At 72.2% G+C, this 15577-nt stretch carries 16 protein-coding genes and 1 tRNA gene; 5 read left to right on the top strand and 12 right to left on the bottom strand.

What is annotated here, in order from left to right; genetic code table 11:
• Nucleotides 1–63 precede the first annotated feature (63 nt).
• From ACTOQ2_RS22280 to ACTOQ2_RS22265, 4 genes are all read right to left on the bottom strand, one after another.
• A complete protein-coding gene (locus ACTOQ2_RS22280) occupies nucleotides 64–1293 on the bottom strand; it encodes a CynX/NimT family MFS transporter (protein ID WP_440072411.1) in 1230 nt (409 codons plus the stop codon).
• Between the two features lie 385 nt (nucleotides 1294–1678).
• Nucleotides 1679–2371: an SRPBCC family protein gene (locus ACTOQ2_RS22275; RefSeq protein ID WP_440101843.1), complete on the bottom strand. Its 693-nt coding sequence runs from the start codon at nucleotides 2369–2371 to the stop codon at nucleotides 1679–1681.
• A 62-nt stretch (nucleotides 2372–2433) separates the two neighbouring features.
• On the bottom strand, nucleotides 2434–2814 hold the full coding sequence (locus ACTOQ2_RS22270) for a hypothetical protein (protein ID WP_440101841.1): 381 nt from the start codon (nucleotides 2812–2814) through the stop codon (nucleotides 2434–2436).
• Nucleotides 2811–3173 (bottom strand): hypothetical protein, encoded by a 363-nt coding sequence (locus tag ACTOQ2_RS22265; protein ID WP_440101839.1) that lies wholly within the window; start codon nucleotides 3171–3173, stop codon nucleotides 2811–2813. Before ACTOQ2_RS22265 ends, ACTOQ2_RS22270 begins: the two co-directional genes overlap by 4 nt.
• Before the next feature lie 86 nt (nucleotides 3174–3259).
• Here ACTOQ2_RS22265 and ACTOQ2_RS22260 point away from each other — a divergent pair, with 86 nt between their 5' ends.
• The gene (locus tag ACTOQ2_RS22260; RefSeq protein ID WP_440101838.1) at nucleotides 3260–3772 is read left to right on the top strand and encodes a DUF523 domain-containing protein; all 513 of its coding nucleotides are present in this window, start codon (nucleotides 3260–3262) and stop codon (nucleotides 3770–3772) included.
• A gap of 142 nt (nucleotides 3773–3914) precedes the next feature.
• Here the strand turns inward: ACTOQ2_RS22260 and ACTOQ2_RS22255 are convergent, their stop codons facing one another.
• Nucleotides 3915–4592: a hypothetical protein gene (locus ACTOQ2_RS22255; protein ID WP_440101836.1), complete on the bottom strand. Its 678-nt coding sequence runs from the start codon at nucleotides 4590–4592 to the stop codon at nucleotides 3915–3917.
• Nucleotides 4593–4642: 50 nt separating this feature from the next.
• On the opposite strand from ACTOQ2_RS22255, the gene ACTOQ2_RS22250 reads away from it, so the two are divergent.
• From ACTOQ2_RS22250 to ACTOQ2_RS22240, 3 genes are all read left to right on the top strand, one after another.
• Nucleotides 4643–5320 carry a response regulator transcription factor gene (locus ACTOQ2_RS22250; protein ID WP_440072403.1) on the top strand — a complete coding sequence of 226 codons (678 nt, stop codon included), beginning with the start codon at nucleotides 4643–4645 and terminating at the stop codon, nucleotides 5318–5320.
• A complete protein-coding gene (locus tag ACTOQ2_RS22245; protein WP_440101834.1) occupies nucleotides 5317–6657 on the top strand; it encodes a sensor histidine kinase in 1341 nt (446 codons plus the stop codon). The genes ACTOQ2_RS22250 and ACTOQ2_RS22245 overlap by 4 nt, the downstream gene beginning before the upstream one ends.
• Before the next feature lie 282 nt (nucleotides 6658–6939).
• A complete protein-coding gene (locus ACTOQ2_RS22240) occupies nucleotides 6940–7926 on the top strand; it encodes a helix-turn-helix transcriptional regulator (RefSeq protein WP_440101833.1) in 987 nt (328 codons plus the stop codon).
• Nucleotides 7927–8086: 160 nt separating this feature from the next.
• Here the strand turns inward: ACTOQ2_RS22240 and ACTOQ2_RS22235 are convergent.
• From ACTOQ2_RS22235 to nadD, 4 genes are all read right to left on the bottom strand, one after another.
• Nucleotides 8087–8159: transfer RNA gene (locus tag ACTOQ2_RS22235), tRNA-Ala, on the bottom strand.
• A 126-nt stretch (nucleotides 8160–8285) separates the two neighbouring features.
• Entirely contained in the window at nucleotides 8286–8918 is a 633-nt protein-coding gene (locus ACTOQ2_RS22230; RefSeq protein WP_440072400.1) for a histidine phosphatase family protein, read from the bottom strand.
• Entirely contained in the window at nucleotides 8915–9322 is a 408-nt protein-coding gene (gene rsfS, locus ACTOQ2_RS22225; protein ID WP_350973855.1) for a ribosome silencing factor, read from the bottom strand. The genes ACTOQ2_RS22230 and rsfS overlap by 4 nt, the downstream gene beginning before the upstream one ends.
• A gap of 481 nt (nucleotides 9323–9803) precedes the next feature.
• Nucleotides 9804–10424: a nicotinate-nucleotide adenylyltransferase gene (gene nadD / locus ACTOQ2_RS22220; protein WP_440101831.1), complete on the bottom strand. Its 621-nt coding sequence runs from the start codon at nucleotides 10422–10424 to the stop codon at nucleotides 9804–9806.
• A gap of 74 nt (nucleotides 10425–10498) precedes the next feature.
• On the opposite strand from nadD, the gene ACTOQ2_RS22215 reads away from it, so the two are divergent.
• Nucleotides 10499–11524 carry a M48 family metallopeptidase gene (locus ACTOQ2_RS22215; RefSeq protein WP_440101830.1) on the top strand — a complete coding sequence of 342 codons (1026 nt, stop codon included), beginning with the start codon at nucleotides 10499–10501 and terminating at the stop codon, nucleotides 11522–11524.
• 233 nt (nucleotides 11525–11757) lie between these two features.
• Here ACTOQ2_RS22215 and ACTOQ2_RS22210 read toward each other — a convergent pair whose 3' ends face one another.
• The 3 genes from ACTOQ2_RS22210 to ACTOQ2_RS22200 all read right to left on the bottom strand — a co-directional run bounded on the left by ACTOQ2_RS22210 (nucleotide 11758) and on the right by ACTOQ2_RS22200 (nucleotide 15564).
• Nucleotides 11758–13587 carry a protein kinase domain-containing protein gene (locus tag ACTOQ2_RS22210; protein WP_440101828.1) on the bottom strand — a complete coding sequence of 610 codons (1830 nt, stop codon included), beginning with the start codon at nucleotides 13585–13587 and terminating at the stop codon, nucleotides 11758–11760.
• A gap of 221 nt (nucleotides 13588–13808) precedes the next feature.
• A complete protein-coding gene (locus ACTOQ2_RS22205) occupies nucleotides 13809–14000 on the bottom strand; it encodes a hypothetical protein (RefSeq protein ID WP_440101827.1) in 192 nt (63 codons plus the stop codon).
• Nucleotides 14001–14274: 274 nt separating this feature from the next.
• Complete coding sequence (locus ACTOQ2_RS22200; RefSeq protein ID WP_440101826.1) at nucleotides 14275–15564, bottom strand: glutamate-5-semialdehyde dehydrogenase; 1290 nt, start codon at nucleotides 15562–15564, stop codon at nucleotides 14275–14277.
• Nucleotides 15565–15577: the final 13 nt, after the last annotated feature.

The raw sequence follows: 15577 nt of genomic DNA, 5'->3' as shown, positions 1-15577 counted from the left end.
CATTATGCCGGTACGGCTTGCGCCGCCCCCGCAGGGGCGCAAGCCGTACCGGTCCACGGTGGATCAGCGCGCGAGGGCCGGCTCGTCCTCCAGGTAGCCCGGACGGCCCGCGTACCAGCCGGCCACGAACTGGGCGGCGACCACCGCGAACAGCAGCAGGAACGGCAGCGTCCAGCCACCGGTCGACTCGTGCATGACGCCGACGACCAGGGGCCCGGCACCCGCGATGAGGTACCCGGTGCTCTGCCCGAAGGCCGACAGCGCGGCCGTCGCCTCGGAGGTGCGGGTGCGCATGGCGAGCATGGTCAGCGCGAGCGGGAACGATCCCATGCCGATGCCGACCAGGCTGGCGAAGGCCCAGGCCAGAGCGGAGGGCCCGAGCCAGAGGCCGAGGAAACCGGCGGCGTAGAAGACGACGAAGGCGGCCACCGCGGGCCTCTGGTCGGAGAACCTCGACGCGATCGAGGGCACGACGAGCGAGACCGGGATGCCGATCGCGGTGAAGACGCCCAGCACCAGACCCGCCTGCGCGGTGGTGTAGCCGCCGTCGGTGAGCATCTTCGGCAGGAAGCCGAACATGATGTAGGCGACCATGCTCTGGGTGCCGAAGTAAGCGGCGACCGCCCAGGCCAGCCTGCTGCGGAGCAGGACGCGGGCACCCGTTCCCGCGCTCGCGCCGTGCCGCTCCGGCTCACTGCGCGAGAGCGCAAGCCACGGAATGGCGGCGACGGCGGCGAACGCCCCCCACACCCCCAGGGCAACGTGCCAGTTGCCGTCGGTGGCCCGCTGGATGGGCACGGTCGCGGCGGCCGCGAGCATCGTGCCCACCGCCAGGGCGGTGGTGTAGACGGTGGTCATGGTCCCGGCCCGGCCGGGGAAGTGACGCTTGATCAGGCTGGGGATGAGCACGTTGCCCACCGCGCCGCCCGACAGCGCCAGAGCGCTGCTGTAGAGGAAGACCTCGGCCGAGCCCACCATCGATCGGACGAGCAGGCCCGCGCCGAGGACGATGAGGGCGAAGAGCAGCAGGCGGTGCTCTCCGACCTTCCTGGCCAGCGCAGGGGTCACCGCGCCGACCGAGGCGAAGATGAGCACGGGGAGCGTTGTGAGCAGCCCGGCTCCGACGGCGGTCATGCCGAGACCAGAGGTGATCTGGTCGAGAACCGGCCCGACGCTCGTGACGGCGGTACGCAGGTTCAGCGCCGCGAGAACGATTCCCAGCACGAGCAACCAGGCGAGAGAGCCTGTCGTTCCACCGGTGCGGCCCCTGGTCTGATGGGTGAGCACGCTCATGCTGGTTCCAGTCCTCCTCAGTGGTTTCATCCAATCGTAGGATGATTGGCTGACCCCGACTGTAACAGGAGCGAAACCTTGATTTGTTCCTGACCGCATGCACCGGATCCGAACGGGCGCGAATCGCTGACAACATGGAAGCCGGGCCACGTCCCTGTTTACAGAACGTGACCCGGCTCTCTTACGCACCGGTATGGCGCCCCGGCTTCCGGATGCCCAGAATCCCGGACGGTTCGGGCACCGGGCGCCGGGGCGACGCCACCGGGCGTACCTGCGCCGAGCGCGCGGCCCGGAACCGGCCGGCGCCGGACGCGCGTCTCGAACGAGGATCTACCGCCCGGTCAGGGCGGCAGGGCTTCAGGTGGGCGGCCCCGGCGGGCGGGCGTCAGATGCGCGGACCCGGGGAGGGCGGCGGCTCCTCGCCGAGCCCGCGACCGGCCGGGGGCAGCGGCGTGCCACCGGGCGGGGGAAGCCCCGGGTCCGACGGGTAGGACTGGCCCGCCGTACGCGGGGGCGGCGAGGGCACGGCGTCGTCGAGTCCGTAGCCGCCTCCCACCCCGGTGCGGGGCGCATCCGGGTCCCGCCGGCCCAGCCTCCCGGCACCGGCATCGTCACCGCGCTCGTGCGGGCCGGGCACGTCGCCGCGCCACGCGCCGGTCTCGCCGCCGCGCGACTCGATGAAGGTCTTGAAACGCTCCATGTCGCCGCGGACGCGCAGGCGGACGATCTGCAGCCAGTCACCGACGGTCTCGACGAACCCCTCGGGGTCGTACTCCATCTGCAACGTGACCCGGGTGGTGTCGGGGCCGAGGTGGTGGAAGGTCACCACGCCCGCCTGGTGCGGCCGCTCGACCGACTTCCAGGCCACCCGCTCGTCGGGGTGCTGCTCGGTGATCTCCGCCTCGAACTCCCGGTGAACCCCCGCGATCTCGACGACCCATGCCGTACGCGTGTCGCTCAACTGCTTGACCGACTCGACGCCTTCCATGAACTCGGGAAAGCTCTCGAACTGGGTCCACTGGTTGTACGCGGTCCGAATCGGGACGTTGACGTCAACGGACTGTTCAATCGTGCTCACGACCGTGCCTCCCTTGTGGTGCGGTTCGGGAGGCACACATGCCCGATGAGATCCGGGCCTAACTAGCGGCGCCGCAAAAGCCAGTAAAGCCCCAGGACAGGAAGAACAAATGGGATGAATAGGTATCCGCTTCCATAACCCGACCAAACTGTGGCGCGAGGGAAGGCCTCGGGGTCGGCCATGCTGAGCGTGCCCACGACGAGCACCCCGGCCAGCTCGACACCGCAGGCGACCAGTGCCAGGGTCCTGTTCCCCCTGGCCAGCGCCACGGTGAGCACGACGTAGACGGCGGCGGCGAACGCCGACAGCGAGTAGGCCAGCGGGGCCTCGTGGAACCGGGTGGCGATCTGCACGGCGGCGCGGGCTCCCGCGGCGAGGGCGAACACCCCGTAGAGCGCCACCAGCGCGCGTCCGGGCCCGGTACCGATCGCCGGCTCGCTCACGGCAGTCCCTGCCAGACCTGGAGCATCCGCCCGACCATGCCGGGAATCGCGAAGCCCGCCACGGCGATCACCGCGGGACCCCAGCGCGAGCGCTCGCCGACCCCCCAGAACGCCGCCGCCGGCGGGATCACCAGGCTGCCCGCCAGATAGCCGATGAGCGTGGCCGTCTCCGTGGGCCCCTCGCCCCTCACCAGCGCGGCGATCACGAACCCGGCCTGGACGAGCAGGCCGAGTTCCAACACCCCGAGCGCTACGAGGAGCGTTCTCCCCATCGCCCTGTTCCTCGCCGTGGTGACGAGGCCGAAGATCCCGATCACCAGCGACAGCAGGATCAGGCCGGTCGCGAGCGGGCCGATCATCGTGACCTCAGGACATCGAGAAGCATGGGCAGAAGGGTACTGCCCGGCCCCCTCGCCCCCCGCGCCGCGCCACGTACTCTGGGGCCGTGGAGAGGATCCTGGTCAGTGCCTGCCTGATGGGGCGGAGGGTCCGTTACGACGGGGCCGCCAAGACGAGCGGCGACGCGCTGCTGGCCGCGTGGCGGCGGGAGGGACGGCTCGTCCCGTTCTGCCCCGAGGTGGAGGGCGGCCTGCCCGTCCCGCGTCCGGCCGCGGAGATCGAGGGCGGAGCCGGGGGCGAGGCGGTGCTGGCCGGGACGGCCCGGGTGCTGACCGCCGGGGGCGCCGACGTCACGGAGGCCTTCCTGGCCGGCGCGCGGGCGGCGCTCGCCGCCGCGCGGGCCCACGGTGTGAGGGTGGCGATCCTGAAGGAGGGCAGCCCCTCCTGCGGCAGCCTGACCGTTTACGACGGCGCCTTCGGCGGCCGGCGGGTGCCCGGCCACGGGGTCACCACAGCCCTGCTGGAACGGCACGGCGTCGCGGTCTTCGGCGAGGACCGCGTCGCCGAGGCCGCCGCGCGCCTGCGCGATCTCGGCGACCGGCCCCCCGGACCCGCGTGAGAAACACCCCCCGACCTCCGCGACCGGCCCCCGGACCCGCCCGAGGAACACCCCACGACGGAGCACCCCACGACCTCCGCGACCGACACCCCGGCCCTTCCGAAGAGCACCCCCGCGATCCCGGCGCTCCCGCGCACCGGTCCTAGTACTCCCACAGGTCGGTGCGGTTCTCCCCTCCGATGCAGAAGACCGCCGAGCCGTGCTGTCCCTGGACGAGGTCGACCCGGATCCAGCCGGTGGCCGAGGCGACCTTGGCCTCGTAGCCCGCGTTGGGGGCGGCGGCGATCAGGCGGCACACGCCGTCCTCGATGGCGAACGAGACCGAACCGCCCTTGACGTTCACCACGCGCAGGTTCTCGGTGGAGATCGACTGCGTCCTGGTGGCCGTCGCCTTGGGCGCGGCGGACGAGGAGGGGGCGGGGGCGGCCTGGGTCGCGGCGGGCCTGGACGGGGACGCCGACGGCCCGGGACGGGAGAGCCCGGTCTCCCGCGCGCGTACCGGCGTCGCGGCGGTCCTCGACGGGGAACGGCCCGGTCGCGGCCCGGCGGTCTCCCGCCCGGACGGGGTGGTACGGGGCGCGGAGGTCCGGCCGGGCGCGGCGGAGGAGGCGGTCGGCGTGCCGACGGCCTGCGGCCCCGCGGGCGCTCCCGGCGGGAGCGTCGAGTCTCCCGTACGGCCGATGGCGGCGTTCAGCGGTTCGATGCTCGCGTCGTCGAAGACCTCACTGCGGAGCACGTCACGGACGCCGAACCAGGCGACCGAGATCGCCAGGACGGTGGCCCCGCACCACACCGCTATGAATCCCAGCGTCTGCCGCATGTCGTGAATTATTACGCCATATGTCTCACTGTTCACTACCGTTACATGGCATGGCGACGGTTCTAGTGGTCGAAGACGACGAGTACGTACGATCCGCGATCATCCAGGAACTCAGCAGGCGCCAGCACGCCGTGCGCAGCGCGGGACGCGCCCTCGACGCGCTGAGGGAGATCACCCAGAACCCTCCGGACGCGGTGGTCCTCGACCTCGGGCTGCCCGACCTGGACGGGGCGGAGGCCCTCAAGATGGTCCGCAGCGTCTCCAGCGTGCCGGTCATCGTGGCCACGGCCAGGGACAACGAGGCGGAGATCGTCCGCCTGCTCCAGGCGGGAGCCGACGACTACCTGGTCAAACCGTTCTCCGGCGACCATCTGAACGCCCGTCTGGACGCCGTGCTGCGCCGGGCGCGGAGCGCGACCCCGCCCGCGGTACTGTGCGTCGGCGCGCTGTCGGTGGACCTCAACCGGCGCGAGGCCGGGCTGGACGGCGCCGCGCTCACCCTCACCAGGCGCGAGTTCGACCTTCTCGCCTACCTCGCCGCCCGCGCCGACCGGGTGGTCTCCCGCAAGGAACTGCTCACCGAGGTGTGGCAGCAGTCCTACGGGGACGACCAGACGATCGACGTCCACCTGTCCTGGCTGCGGCGCAAACTCGGCGAGAGCGCCTCCTCCCCCCGCTACCTGCACACCGTGCGCGGCGTGGGGGTCATGCTGATCACACCGCCGTGAGGCGGACCCTGGCCCTGCTCACCGTCGCGGGAACCTCGATGGTCGCCCTGGCCTTCCTGATACCGCTCGGGCTCATCGTCAGGGAGATCGCCCACGGCCGGGCCATGGCAGAGGCGGAGCGGCAGGCGTCTGCGCTGGTCCCGGTGCTGGCCATCACCGTCGATCCGGACCGGCTGACTCACGCGCTGCTCAGCACCGGCGCGCGGGACCGGATCGCGGTCCACCTGCCCGGCGGCGGCTCGGCCGGCACCGTCAGGGCCCCCGCCGAGACCGTGGCCGCGGCCTCCCGGCTCACCCGGGCCATCACCGCGGAGATGGACACCGGCTACCTCCTGCTGCGCCCCGTCGCCCTGGACGGCGGCAGGACCGTGGTCATCGAGATCTTCATCCCGTCGGCGGACCTCACCCGGGGCGTCGCCTCGTCGTGGGCGGTGCTGAGCGGGGTGGCGGCGGTGCTCGTCGCCGGATCGCTGTTGGTCGGCGACCGGCTGGGCGTGCGCGTGGTGCGCTCGGCCCGGCGGCTGGGCCGGGCGGCGAGCGCCCTGGGCGCCGGGGACCTCAGCGTCCGCATCGAGCCCGAGGGCCCGCCCGAGCTGGTCGCGGCCGGCGAGGCGTTCAACAGCATGGCCGACCGCGTGACCCAGCTGCTGGCCGCCGAGCGGGAGATGGCCGCCGACCTGTCGCACCGCCTGCGCACCCCCCTCACCGCGCTCCGGCTCAGCCTGGACCACCTGGGACCCGAGGCCGAGCAGAGCAGGAGCGCGCTGGGCCGCCTGGAGGCCGAGGTGGACCAGATCATCGCGGCGGCCAGGCAGCCCTCCCGCGCGCCGGAACTCGTCCACTGCGACGCCGCCGAGGTGCTGCGCGAACGGCTGACCTTCTGGTCCGCGCTCGCCGAGGACCAGCGGCGCCCGTGGGAGCTGATCGGCGCCTCGGCCCCCGCGCGGGTCCCGGTCGCGGCCACCGAGCTCAGCGCCGTGCTGGACGCCCTGCTCGGCAACGTCTTCCGGCACACCCCCGAGGGCACGGCGTTCACGGCGACCCTGCACCAGGGCGCGGGCACCGTGGGCATGCTGATCGCCGACGCCGGTCCCGGCATCCCCGACCCCGAGGCGGCGCTGCGGCGCGGGGCCAGCGGGGCGGGATCCACCGGGCTCGGCCTGGACATCGCCCGCAGGCTCGCGGAGTCCTCGGGCGGCACGCTGCGAATCGACGCCTCCTCCCTCGGCGGCGCCAGGGTCCAGCTCTGGTTCCGCACCGACCGGCACGACCGGCCCCCGCGTACCGCCCGGCGCCTGGTCGGCGACCGCTGGCCGCGCAGGAACGCGACGCGCTGAGAGACCTGTCCCGGGCCGCCGGGAAGCGCGCCGTACGCCGCTACGGGGTGCCGCAGGGAAGGTTGGTTAGGTCACCCGTAAACCCACCTTAAGTAAGGCTAAAACACGCTGTTTCACCGCTCCGACTGGCCGATCATGGAGAGGAGCGCGGACGTCACCCGCGTCCACGGTTTCCGGCTCGCCCTACCGTGCCGGCCTCGCGTCCAGACGGAGGAGGCGCGGCCGGCGCGGCAAGGGCGAGCCGGGAATCCGTTTCCACGCCCTCGCCGGATAATTCGTGACATGCGCGCGAGCCGTCTCATCTCCCTGCTGATGCTCCTGCAGACCCGCGGCAGGATGACCGCCCGGGAACTGGCGGCCGAACTCGAGGTCTCGGTCCGGACCGTCTACCGCGACGTGGAATCGCTCCACTCCGCCGGCGTGCCGCTGTACGGCGACGCGGGACCCTCCGGCGGCTACCGGCTGCTCGACGGTTACCGCACCCGGCTCACCGGGCTGACCGCGGGCGAGGCGGAGTCGCTGTTCCTGGCGGGGATGCCGGGTCCCGCCGCTGAGCTCGGCCTGGGCTCGGTGGTGACGGCCGCGGGGCTCAAGCTGATGGCGGCGCTCCCGGTCGAGCTCAGGGACAGGGCCGGGCGGATCCGCGAGCGCTTCCACCTCGACGCGCCCGGCTGGTACCACGGCGCCGACGAGACCCCGCACCTGGCCGCGGTGGCCGACGCCGTCTGGAACGAGCGCCGCCTGGAGATCCGCTACCACCGCTGGAAGGCCCCCCAGGACGTGGCCCGCACGCTGGAGCCGTACGGGCTGGTCCTCAAGGCGGGACGCTGGTATCTCGTCGCGCGCGGCGGCGAGCACGTGCGCACCTACCGGGTCTCGCAGATCATGGAACTGCGCGCGCTCCCGGAGTCGTTCGAGCGGCCCGCCGGTTTCGACCTCGCCGCGCACTGGAACGGCGCCCTGGAGGAGTTCGAGGCGCGGCTCCTGCGGGGCGAGGCCGTCATCCGGCTCTCGCCGTTCGGCATGCAACGACTGCCGGACATGGTCCGCCCGGCCGTGCTGCGGGCCGCCGAGGCCACCGCGGAAGCCCCGGACCACGAGGGCTGGACGCGGCTCACGGTCCCGGTCGAGTCCCCGCGGCACGCGCTGGCGGAGTTCCTGCGCTTCGGCGCGGATCTGGAGGTCGTCGCCCCGGCGGAGCTGCGCGACCTCGTCGCGGAGACCGCGCGGGCGGTGGCCGGGATCTACGGCCGGCCCGGGACCGGGTGACCACGGCCGTTCCCAGGCCTCAAAACGACCGGCGCCGTTCCCAGACCTCGGAAGACGACCGGCGTTCCCGAGGCCGGAAACGCCGAGATCCCGCCCGATCGAGGTGATCGGGCGGGATCTCGGCGACGTCTTCGCGGCCCGTCCGGAGAACGGCCCGACGTGGAGCTATGGGGATTCGAACCCCAGACCTCCTCCATGCCATGGAGGCGCGCTACCAGCTGCGCCATAGCCCCTGGTCACCGCTTCGAGTGCTCTCGTCGCGGCGCTCGGGAAGCATATAAGGACACCCGCGTGTTCACCTAATCGACGACCACACGGCCCGCGCCCGCCACCGGGGCGCAAGCCGCGCCGCTCGAAGGTCACTCCTGGGTGACCTCGGGGTTGTCGTCGCTGCTGACCGGCTCGGGCAGGGTCCCGGCGTTGTGCTCCAGCAGGCGCCAGCCCTTGCGCGCCTCCTCCAGCACCGACCACGAGCAGTTTCCGAGGCCGCCCAGGGCGGGCCAGAGCTCCTGCGGCAGGTTCATGAGCCTGGCGATGCCGAGCCGGATCGCCGCCCCGTGCGAGACGACGACCAGCAGGCCGTCGGAGTCGACCTCCGCAGCCCAGCGGCGCACGGCCGAGGAGACCCGGTCGGCGACGTCGCCGACCGCCTCACCGCCCGGCGCCTCCCAGTTGGTGAACTCCCGGGGCCACCTCTCGGAGATCTCCTCCCGGGTGAGCCCCTCCCACTGGCCTCCGCCCCGCTCGCGCAGGTCCTTGTCGACGGTGATGTCCAGGCCGGTGACGCGGCCCAGCGCCGAGGCGGTGTCGAAGGCCCGCTGGAGATCGGAGGAGACGATCATGGTGGGGCGGAGCGCGGCGAGCAGCGAGGCCGCGCGGGCGGCCTGCGCGACCCCGGTCTCGTCAAGGGGGATGTCGCTGTGACCCTGGAAGCGGTGCTCGACGTTCCACAGCGTCTGGCCATGCCTGAGGCAGACGACGCGACGACTCACTCAGCTACCGCCCCGCGGGCGCGCTGGGCGGCGACCTGGGTCACGCTGTCCGGCAGCGCGATGGAGGGGCAGTCCTTCCACAGGCGCTCCAGCGCGTAGAAGGTACGATCCTCCTCGTGCTGGACGTGCACGACGATGTCGATGTAGTCCAGCAGGACCCAGCGGCCCTCGCGCTCGCCCTCGCGGCGGACGGGCTTGGCGTCGGCCTCAATCCGCAGCCGGTCCTCGATCTCGTCGACGATGGCGCGGACCTGACGGTCGTTGGTGGCGGAGCAGAGCACGAACGCGTCGGTGATGACGAGCTGGTCGCTCACGTCGTAGGCAAGGATGTCATCGGCCAGCTTGTCGGCCGCCGCCTCGGCGGCGAGCCTGACGAGCTGGACGGATCTGTCGGTTGCTGTCACGGTGTGGGTCAGTCCTCCTGCTAGTCGGCGCTGTCACCTATCAGGGTGCCCGATTCGGCGCTCGTTGAAGAGCCACCTTTTGAACAACGCCTATCGTGTGCCACCCGATTCCGCGCCGCAAACGAATTGGCGGCCTGATCAGGGGCGTCCTCCGCGGTCGGGACCGCGCTTGTCGATCTCGGGTGGGACGGGCACCGGCCGGGCCGTTCGACGGTCATGCCGGGTGAGCTGCGGATACTCGTCCCACGCAAACTTCCCGAATCATAGCGAATTTCATCGGAACACGTTCTCACCTGCGGCATTTCACCAGATCATCGTGATTCACCGGATTTTTCACCATCCGCCGCTCCGGCCACTCTCCGCGCCGGCCCCCGGCCCCCTTCCGGCCCTGCCGGCCCTGCCGGCCCGCCCGGTGAGAACACCGACCAGGCTCGCGCGGGTCCGCTCAGGCCCGCTCGCCAGAGGCCTGGAGATCACGATGTCACGAGGACGTACTGCCGTAGAGATGCCGCTTGTTGATGTACTGGACGATGCCGTCGGGGACGAGATACCAGATGGGTTCCCCCGAGGCCACCCGCTGGCGGCACTCCGACGACGAGATGGCCAGCGCCGGGATCTCCACCAGGCTGACCTTGCCCTCCGGCAGGCCGGGGTCGTGCAGGACGTGGCCGGGCCTGGTGGCCCCTACGAAGTGCGCGATGGTGAACAGCTCGTCGACGTCGCGCCAGCTCAGGATCTGGGCGAGGGCGTCGGCGCCGGTGATGAAGTAGAGATCCACGTCGGGTCCCCAGGCGGCGGAGATCTCCCGAAGCGTGTCGATGGTGAAGGTGGGCCCCGGGCGGTCGATGTCGACGCGGCTCACCGAGAACCGGGGGTTGGAGGCGGTCGCGATGACCGTCATGAGATAGCGGTCCTCGGCGGCTGAGACGATCTTGTCCGCCTTCTGCCACGGCTGGCCCGTCGGCACGAAGACCACCTCGTCGAGATCGAAGTGGTGGGCGACCTCACTGGCCGCGACCAGGTGGCCGTGGTGGATCGGGTCGAAGGTTCCGCCCATGACGCCCAGACGTCGCTTCCCCTTGCCGGTAGGCGCGTTCATCATGAAACGGACCATACGTGCAAGCCGTACACAGCTTTTAACCACCCCCCGCGCGTGGCAGGCGGACCCGACGTAGCATGCCGGACATGACCACCACCCCGGATCGCCACCGCGTGCAGCTTCCCGGCATCAGCTCGCGCGCCTACGAACATCCTGCCGATCGGTCCGCGCTGGTCGCCCTCCGGTCGCTCAGCGGGTTCGACACGGTGCTCAAGCAGATGTCCGGCCTGGTCAGCGAGCGCCGCCTGCGCCTGATCTACCTCGCCTCGGCCGTGCGGACCAGCGACACCCAGTTCCGAGCCCTGCACGACATGGGCCGCGACGCGGCCTACACGCTCGACCTCCACCGCATTCCCGAGGTCTACGTGCAGCAGAGCCCGCTGGCGCAGGCGAAGGCGATCGGCTTCGACGACCCGTTCATCGTCGTCACGACCGGCCTCCTCGACCTGATGGACGAGGAGGAGCAGCGCTTCGTCATCGGCCACGAGACCGCCCACATCCTGTCGGGCCACGCGGTCTACCGCACCATGCTCGACATCCTGACCCGGCTGGCTACCCGCGTGGCCTGGATTCCGCTCGGCTACATCGGCCTGCGCGCGATCGTGGCCGGCCTGGAGGAGTGGCACCGCAAGTCCGAGCTGTCCGCCGACCGTGGCGGCCTGCTCTGCGGCCAGGACTCCGACGCGGCGCTGCGCGCCCTGATGAAGCTCGCCGGCGGCTCGCGCCTGCACGAGATGAACATCGAGGCCTTCCTCGACCAGGCGCGGGAGTACGACACCGCGGGCGACGTCCGTGACGGCCTGCTCAAGGTCCTCAACCTGCTGGGCACCACCCACCCGTTCGCCGTCTCCCGCGTCGCCGAGCTCGACAAGTGGCGCCGCGGCGGCGAGTACGACACGATCATCGCCGGGGAGTACCCCCGCCGCACCGACGACGCCAACGCGAAGATCTCCGAGGAGATCAGGGCCGCCGCCCGCTCCTACCGCGACTCCTGGTCGCAGTCCCAGGACCCGTTCATCGGCGTCCTGCGCGACGTGGCCGAAGGCGCCGTCAACGCCGGAGAGCGCATCTTCAATCGCTTCTCCCGCCGCGATGGAAATTAACGGAGAGTTCCACCGAAAGGGTCCGGGCAGCTGTTCCCGGACCCTTTTCCATGCGAGCCATCCATAAGCAGGATTGTCCTGTTACCGCGTCACGAGAATGACGAAGCCGGATAACCGCACCGGCGCCCCGCCCTCCCGAGGCACCCGGGTCGCCACACCGGCCGGGGTCGCCCGGCCTCCGCCGACCCCGCCGCGGGGAAGTCCCTCCCCGCGCCGCCCCCGGACCGGACCCCCTACACGAGGAGGGCGATCGCGCGTACGGCCGCGGAGCACAGGGCGACGAACCCGCCCAGCACGGCCAGCGCGCGCAGACCCTCCTTGCGGAGCTCGACGAGCTCGGCGCCGATCCGCTCGATCTCCCTGCCGAGGATGCCCCCGCAGACGACGCCGAACACGACGCCGGCGACGGCGACCGGGGCGGGGTGCGCCCACCAGTCGGGCGGCAGCGAGCCACCGAGGGTCAGCCAGAGCGCGCACCCGGCGAGGGCCGCCGCCGGCAGCCCCGGCCACACGAGGGCGGCCAGCAGCGAGACGGCGAAGGTCAGCGGGAACCCCAGCACCCGCAGGATCGCCCGGGTCCTGACCGACTTGCGCTTCCTGACCAGCCAGTGACCGACCCACAGCGTACGGGCCAGCGTGGCGAACAACCCGGTGACGGCGAAGGTTGCCGGCGGCCAGATGGCCGTGGCCACGACGCACGGGACGGCCAGGACGGCCAGCAGGAGCAGCGCCGCGTTGCCCGCGGGCAACGGCCCCGCCCTGCCCTCGCCCCGGAGCTCTCCGGCCGCACCGCGCCTCCCCTTACCCGCCTGGCGCCGGACGGTCCTGGCCGCGGCGGCCGGGCGCCCACCGCGGGACGTCTCGGCGGCCACGGGGACCCGGCCGGTCCTGGACGCCTCACCGACCGCGGCGGCCGGACGCCCGCCACGGGACGCCTCACCGACCGCGGCGGCCGGGCGGCCGCCGCGGGACGTCTCACCCGCCACCGGGAGCACCCGCGCCGCACGAGCCGCCTCACCGGCGGGGACCGCCCGCCCGCCGCGTGGCGTGCCGTCCGCACCGGCCGGGGGCCGGGGCGCCCGCCCCGCGCCGTCCGCCGGGGCGGGCGGCCGTCCCCTGCCGGTCTCCGCCCTGGCCGCCCTGCCGCCCCTGGCGGGATCCTCACCCTTGGCGGCGGGCTTGGAGCGGCTCTCCTGCTTCCTGGCCGGGCCGGTTCTCTCCCCCGCCGGAGCCGGCGACTTCCGGACCGCCCCCACCTCTGACGGGATCACGCGGGCCAGGCGGCCCAGGCGCCCGGTGAGGAGCGCCGCGGTGGGGCGCTTGGCCGGCTCGCGGTGGAGGGCGGCGCGGATCAGCGGCAGCAGAGCGGCCGGGACGCCCTCGAGGTCGGCCTGGCCGTTGAGGATCGCGTACATCTGCGCCTCGACGGTGCCCCCGCCGAAGGTGGGGCGGCCGGTCGCGGCGAAGGCCACGGTGGCCGCCCAGGCGTGCACGTCGGCGGGCTCGCCCACGTGCTCGTCGGCGAACAGCTCGGGGGCGGCGTAGCCGGGAGTGCCCAGGAAGGTGCCGGTCAGGGTGAGCCGGGTGGCGTCCAGGACGTGGGCGATGCCGAAGTCGATGAGGACGGGCTCGTCGTCTCCGTCGACCACCACGTTGGCCGGTTTGAGGTCGCGGTGCACGACCCCTGCCGCGTGGATGATCGACAGGGCGACGGCCAGCCCCTGCGCCACGCTGAGCAGGGCACCGTCCCGCAAGGGGCCGTCGCGGCGCACCCGCTCCAGGAGAGTGTCACCCTCGATGTGCTCCATGACCAGGTAGGGCCGGTCACCGTCGAGGTCGGCGTCGACGACGCGGGCGACGTAAGGGCTCTCCACCCTGCGGAGGGCGCGAACCTCTCTCTCCAGGCGCACCCGGGCCTCGGAGCCGGCGTCGTGGACGTCGTGGAGCACCTTGAGCGCGACGTTGTCACCCCGGCGGCTGGAGGCGAGGTAGACCTCGCCCATTCCCCCACGGCCGAGACGTTCCAGCAACGTGTAGGGACCGACCCGCCCGAGACGACCCACGTGACCTCCTGCGTCGGCCACATGGGTCAGGGACCGCTGCGCCTATCGGGTCGCTCACTCCCGCTCGCTTCCCTGCTCTCCAGCCATAGGAGACCACACCATAGCGGGCGAGTGTGACGTTTTCCCGATGGCACGCCGGACTCCCGGAAAGATCCGGGAAAGCGGGACGCTCCGCGGGCACGGGGCCCGCCGGGCTCGGGTCACGCCACGGGCCGGGCGTCTCAGGGCCGGCACACCGGCCCGCGGTCCGGGTCTTCCAGCAGGCTGTCGAGTCTCGCGGTGGGTTCCGCCGACAGGTCCCGGCGTCCGGTACGGCGCCAGTTGACGTGCCCGCGGCTCTCCAGCAGCAACAGCAACCGGTCAGCACTAAAGAGGACGAGACCTATGAAAAGGAACGCAACGACGATTTCCATAGAATCCAGTCAAACCACTGGCTACCGAGATTACATGGAGCGACACGCCGTAACGCTCGGCAACCAAAGAGAGGCGCGAACGAGATCCCCGACGAACCTCTGGAGTACCGGCTACACCATAGGGCCCGGGCAGGACCCCCGCGTGCCGAACCGGGGCATCGGCGGCCCGCGTCACCCCGGAACTCCGGCGCCCGGGGCACCCGCGACACCGGGGACACCCCGGGTGCCGCCGTGCCGCGGCACACACGACACCCGGGAGGCCTCCACCGAGGAACTATCGGGAGGCGGCCTCGGGCGAGGCGAGGACCGTACCCTCGGCCGTGCGCAGGTGGCCCTCGCCGGTGTAGACCCACTTGGTCGAGGTCAGCTCCGGCAGGCCCATGGGACCGCGCGCGTGCAGCTTCTGGGTGGAGATGCCGATCTCCGCGCCGAAGCCGAACTCCCCGCCGTCGGTGAACCGGGTCGAGGCGTTGACCGCCACGGCCGCGGAGTCGACCAGCGCGACGAACCTGCGGGAGGCGCTGACCGAGCGCGTGACGATCGCGTCGGTGTGGGCCGAGCCGTACTTCCTGATGTGCGCCACCGCGTCCTCCAGCGAGTCGACCACGGCGGCGGCGATGTCCAGCGAGAGGTACTCCATCCGGAAGTCCTCCTCCTCGGCGGGCACCACGTCGCCGTACGCCGCGACGCGCGCGTCGCCGTGCACCGTGACGCCCTCCGCCGCCAGCGCCGCCAGCGCGCGCGGCACGAAGGCGTCGGCCACGGCCGCGTGCACCAGGAGCGTCTCGGCGGAGTTGCACACCGAGGGCCGCTGGACCTTGGAGTTGATCAGGATCTGGATCGCGAGGTCCTGGTCGGCGTCGGCGTCGACGTAGACGTGGCAGTTGCCCACGCCGGTCTCGATCACCGGGACGGTGGACTCCTCCACCACCGAGTTGATCAGCGAGGCGCCGCCGCGCGGGATCAGCACGTCGACCAGGCCGCGAGCCCGCATGAGCTCCTTGACCGAGTCGCGGCTCTGCCCGGGGACCAGCTGGACGGCCCCGGCGGGCACCTGGGTGCCCGCCAGCGCCTCCTGCATGATCCTAACGAGGACCGTGTTCGACGCGTACGCGCTGGACGAGCCGCGCAGCAGGGTGGCGTTGCCGCTCTTGAGGCAGAGCGCCGCGGCGTCCACGGTCACGTTGGGGCGGCCCTCGTAGATGATGCCGATCACGCCGAGCGGGACCCGGAGCTGGCGCAGCTCCAGCCCGTTGGGCAGTGTGTTGCCCCGGATCACCTCGCCGACGGGGTCGGGAAGGTCGGCGACCTGACGGACCGCCTCGGCGATCGCCCCGATCCTCGCCTCGTCGAGGCGGAGGCGGTCGATCATGTACTCGGAGATCCCGCTCTCCCTGGCCCTCTCCACGTCGAGCGCGTTGGCCGCGACGATCTCGGCGGAGGCGGCCACGAGCGCGTCGGCCATCACGCGGAGCGCGGCGTCCTTCGGCGCCCTCGGCAGCGGGGCCAGCTCGGCGGCGGCCTCTTTCGCCGCCAGGGCAACCTTCAGGAAGTCCTCGGACATCTCGCGCTCCAAA

Origin of the sequence: Streptosporangium sp. H16 (genome assembly GCF_051918855.1) — a bacterium.
Classification (GTDB): domain Bacteria; phylum Actinomycetota; class Actinomycetes; order Streptosporangiales; family Streptosporangiaceae; genus Streptosporangium.
Note: the sequence above shows the minus strand (reverse complement) of the source record. Positions and strands in the feature narration are given on the sequence as shown.

What these genes read in the sequence shown, in the direction of transcription:
- ACTOQ2_RS22280 (WP_440072411.1), bottom strand. Translation starts at nt 1,293, where the DNA reads ATGAGCGTGCTCACCCATCAGACCAGGGGCCGCACCGGTGGAACGACA.
- ACTOQ2_RS22265 (WP_440101839.1), bottom strand. Translation starts at nt 3,173, where the DNA reads ATGATCGGCCCGCTCGCGACCGGCCTGATCCTGCTGTCGCTGGTGATC.
- ACTOQ2_RS22255 (WP_440101836.1), bottom strand. Translation starts at nt 4,592, where the DNA reads ATGCGGCAGACGCTGGGATTCATAGCGGTGTGGTGCGGGGCCACCGTC.
- ACTOQ2_RS22250 (WP_440072403.1), top strand. Translation starts at nt 4,643, where the DNA reads ATGGCGACGGTTCTAGTGGTCGAAGACGACGAGTACGTACGATCCGCG.
- ACTOQ2_RS22240 (WP_440101833.1), top strand. Translation starts at nt 6,940, where the DNA reads ATGCGCGCGAGCCGTCTCATCTCCCTGCTGATGCTCCTGCAGACCCGC.
- nadD (WP_440101831.1), bottom strand. Translation starts at nt 10,424, where the DNA reads ATGATGAACGCGCCTACCGGCAAGGGGAAGCGACGTCTGGGCGTCATG.
- ACTOQ2_RS22215 (WP_440101830.1), top strand. Translation starts at nt 10,499, where the DNA reads ATGCCGGACATGACCACCACCCCGGATCGCCACCGCGTGCAGCTTCCC.
- ACTOQ2_RS22205 (WP_440101827.1), bottom strand. Translation starts at nt 14,000, where the DNA reads ATGGAAATCGTCGTTGCGTTCCTTTTCATAGGTCTCGTCCTCTTTAGT.
- ACTOQ2_RS22200 (WP_440101826.1), bottom strand. Translation starts at nt 15,564, where the DNA reads ATGTCCGAGGACTTCCTGAAGGTTGCCCTGGCGGCGAAAGAGGCCGCC.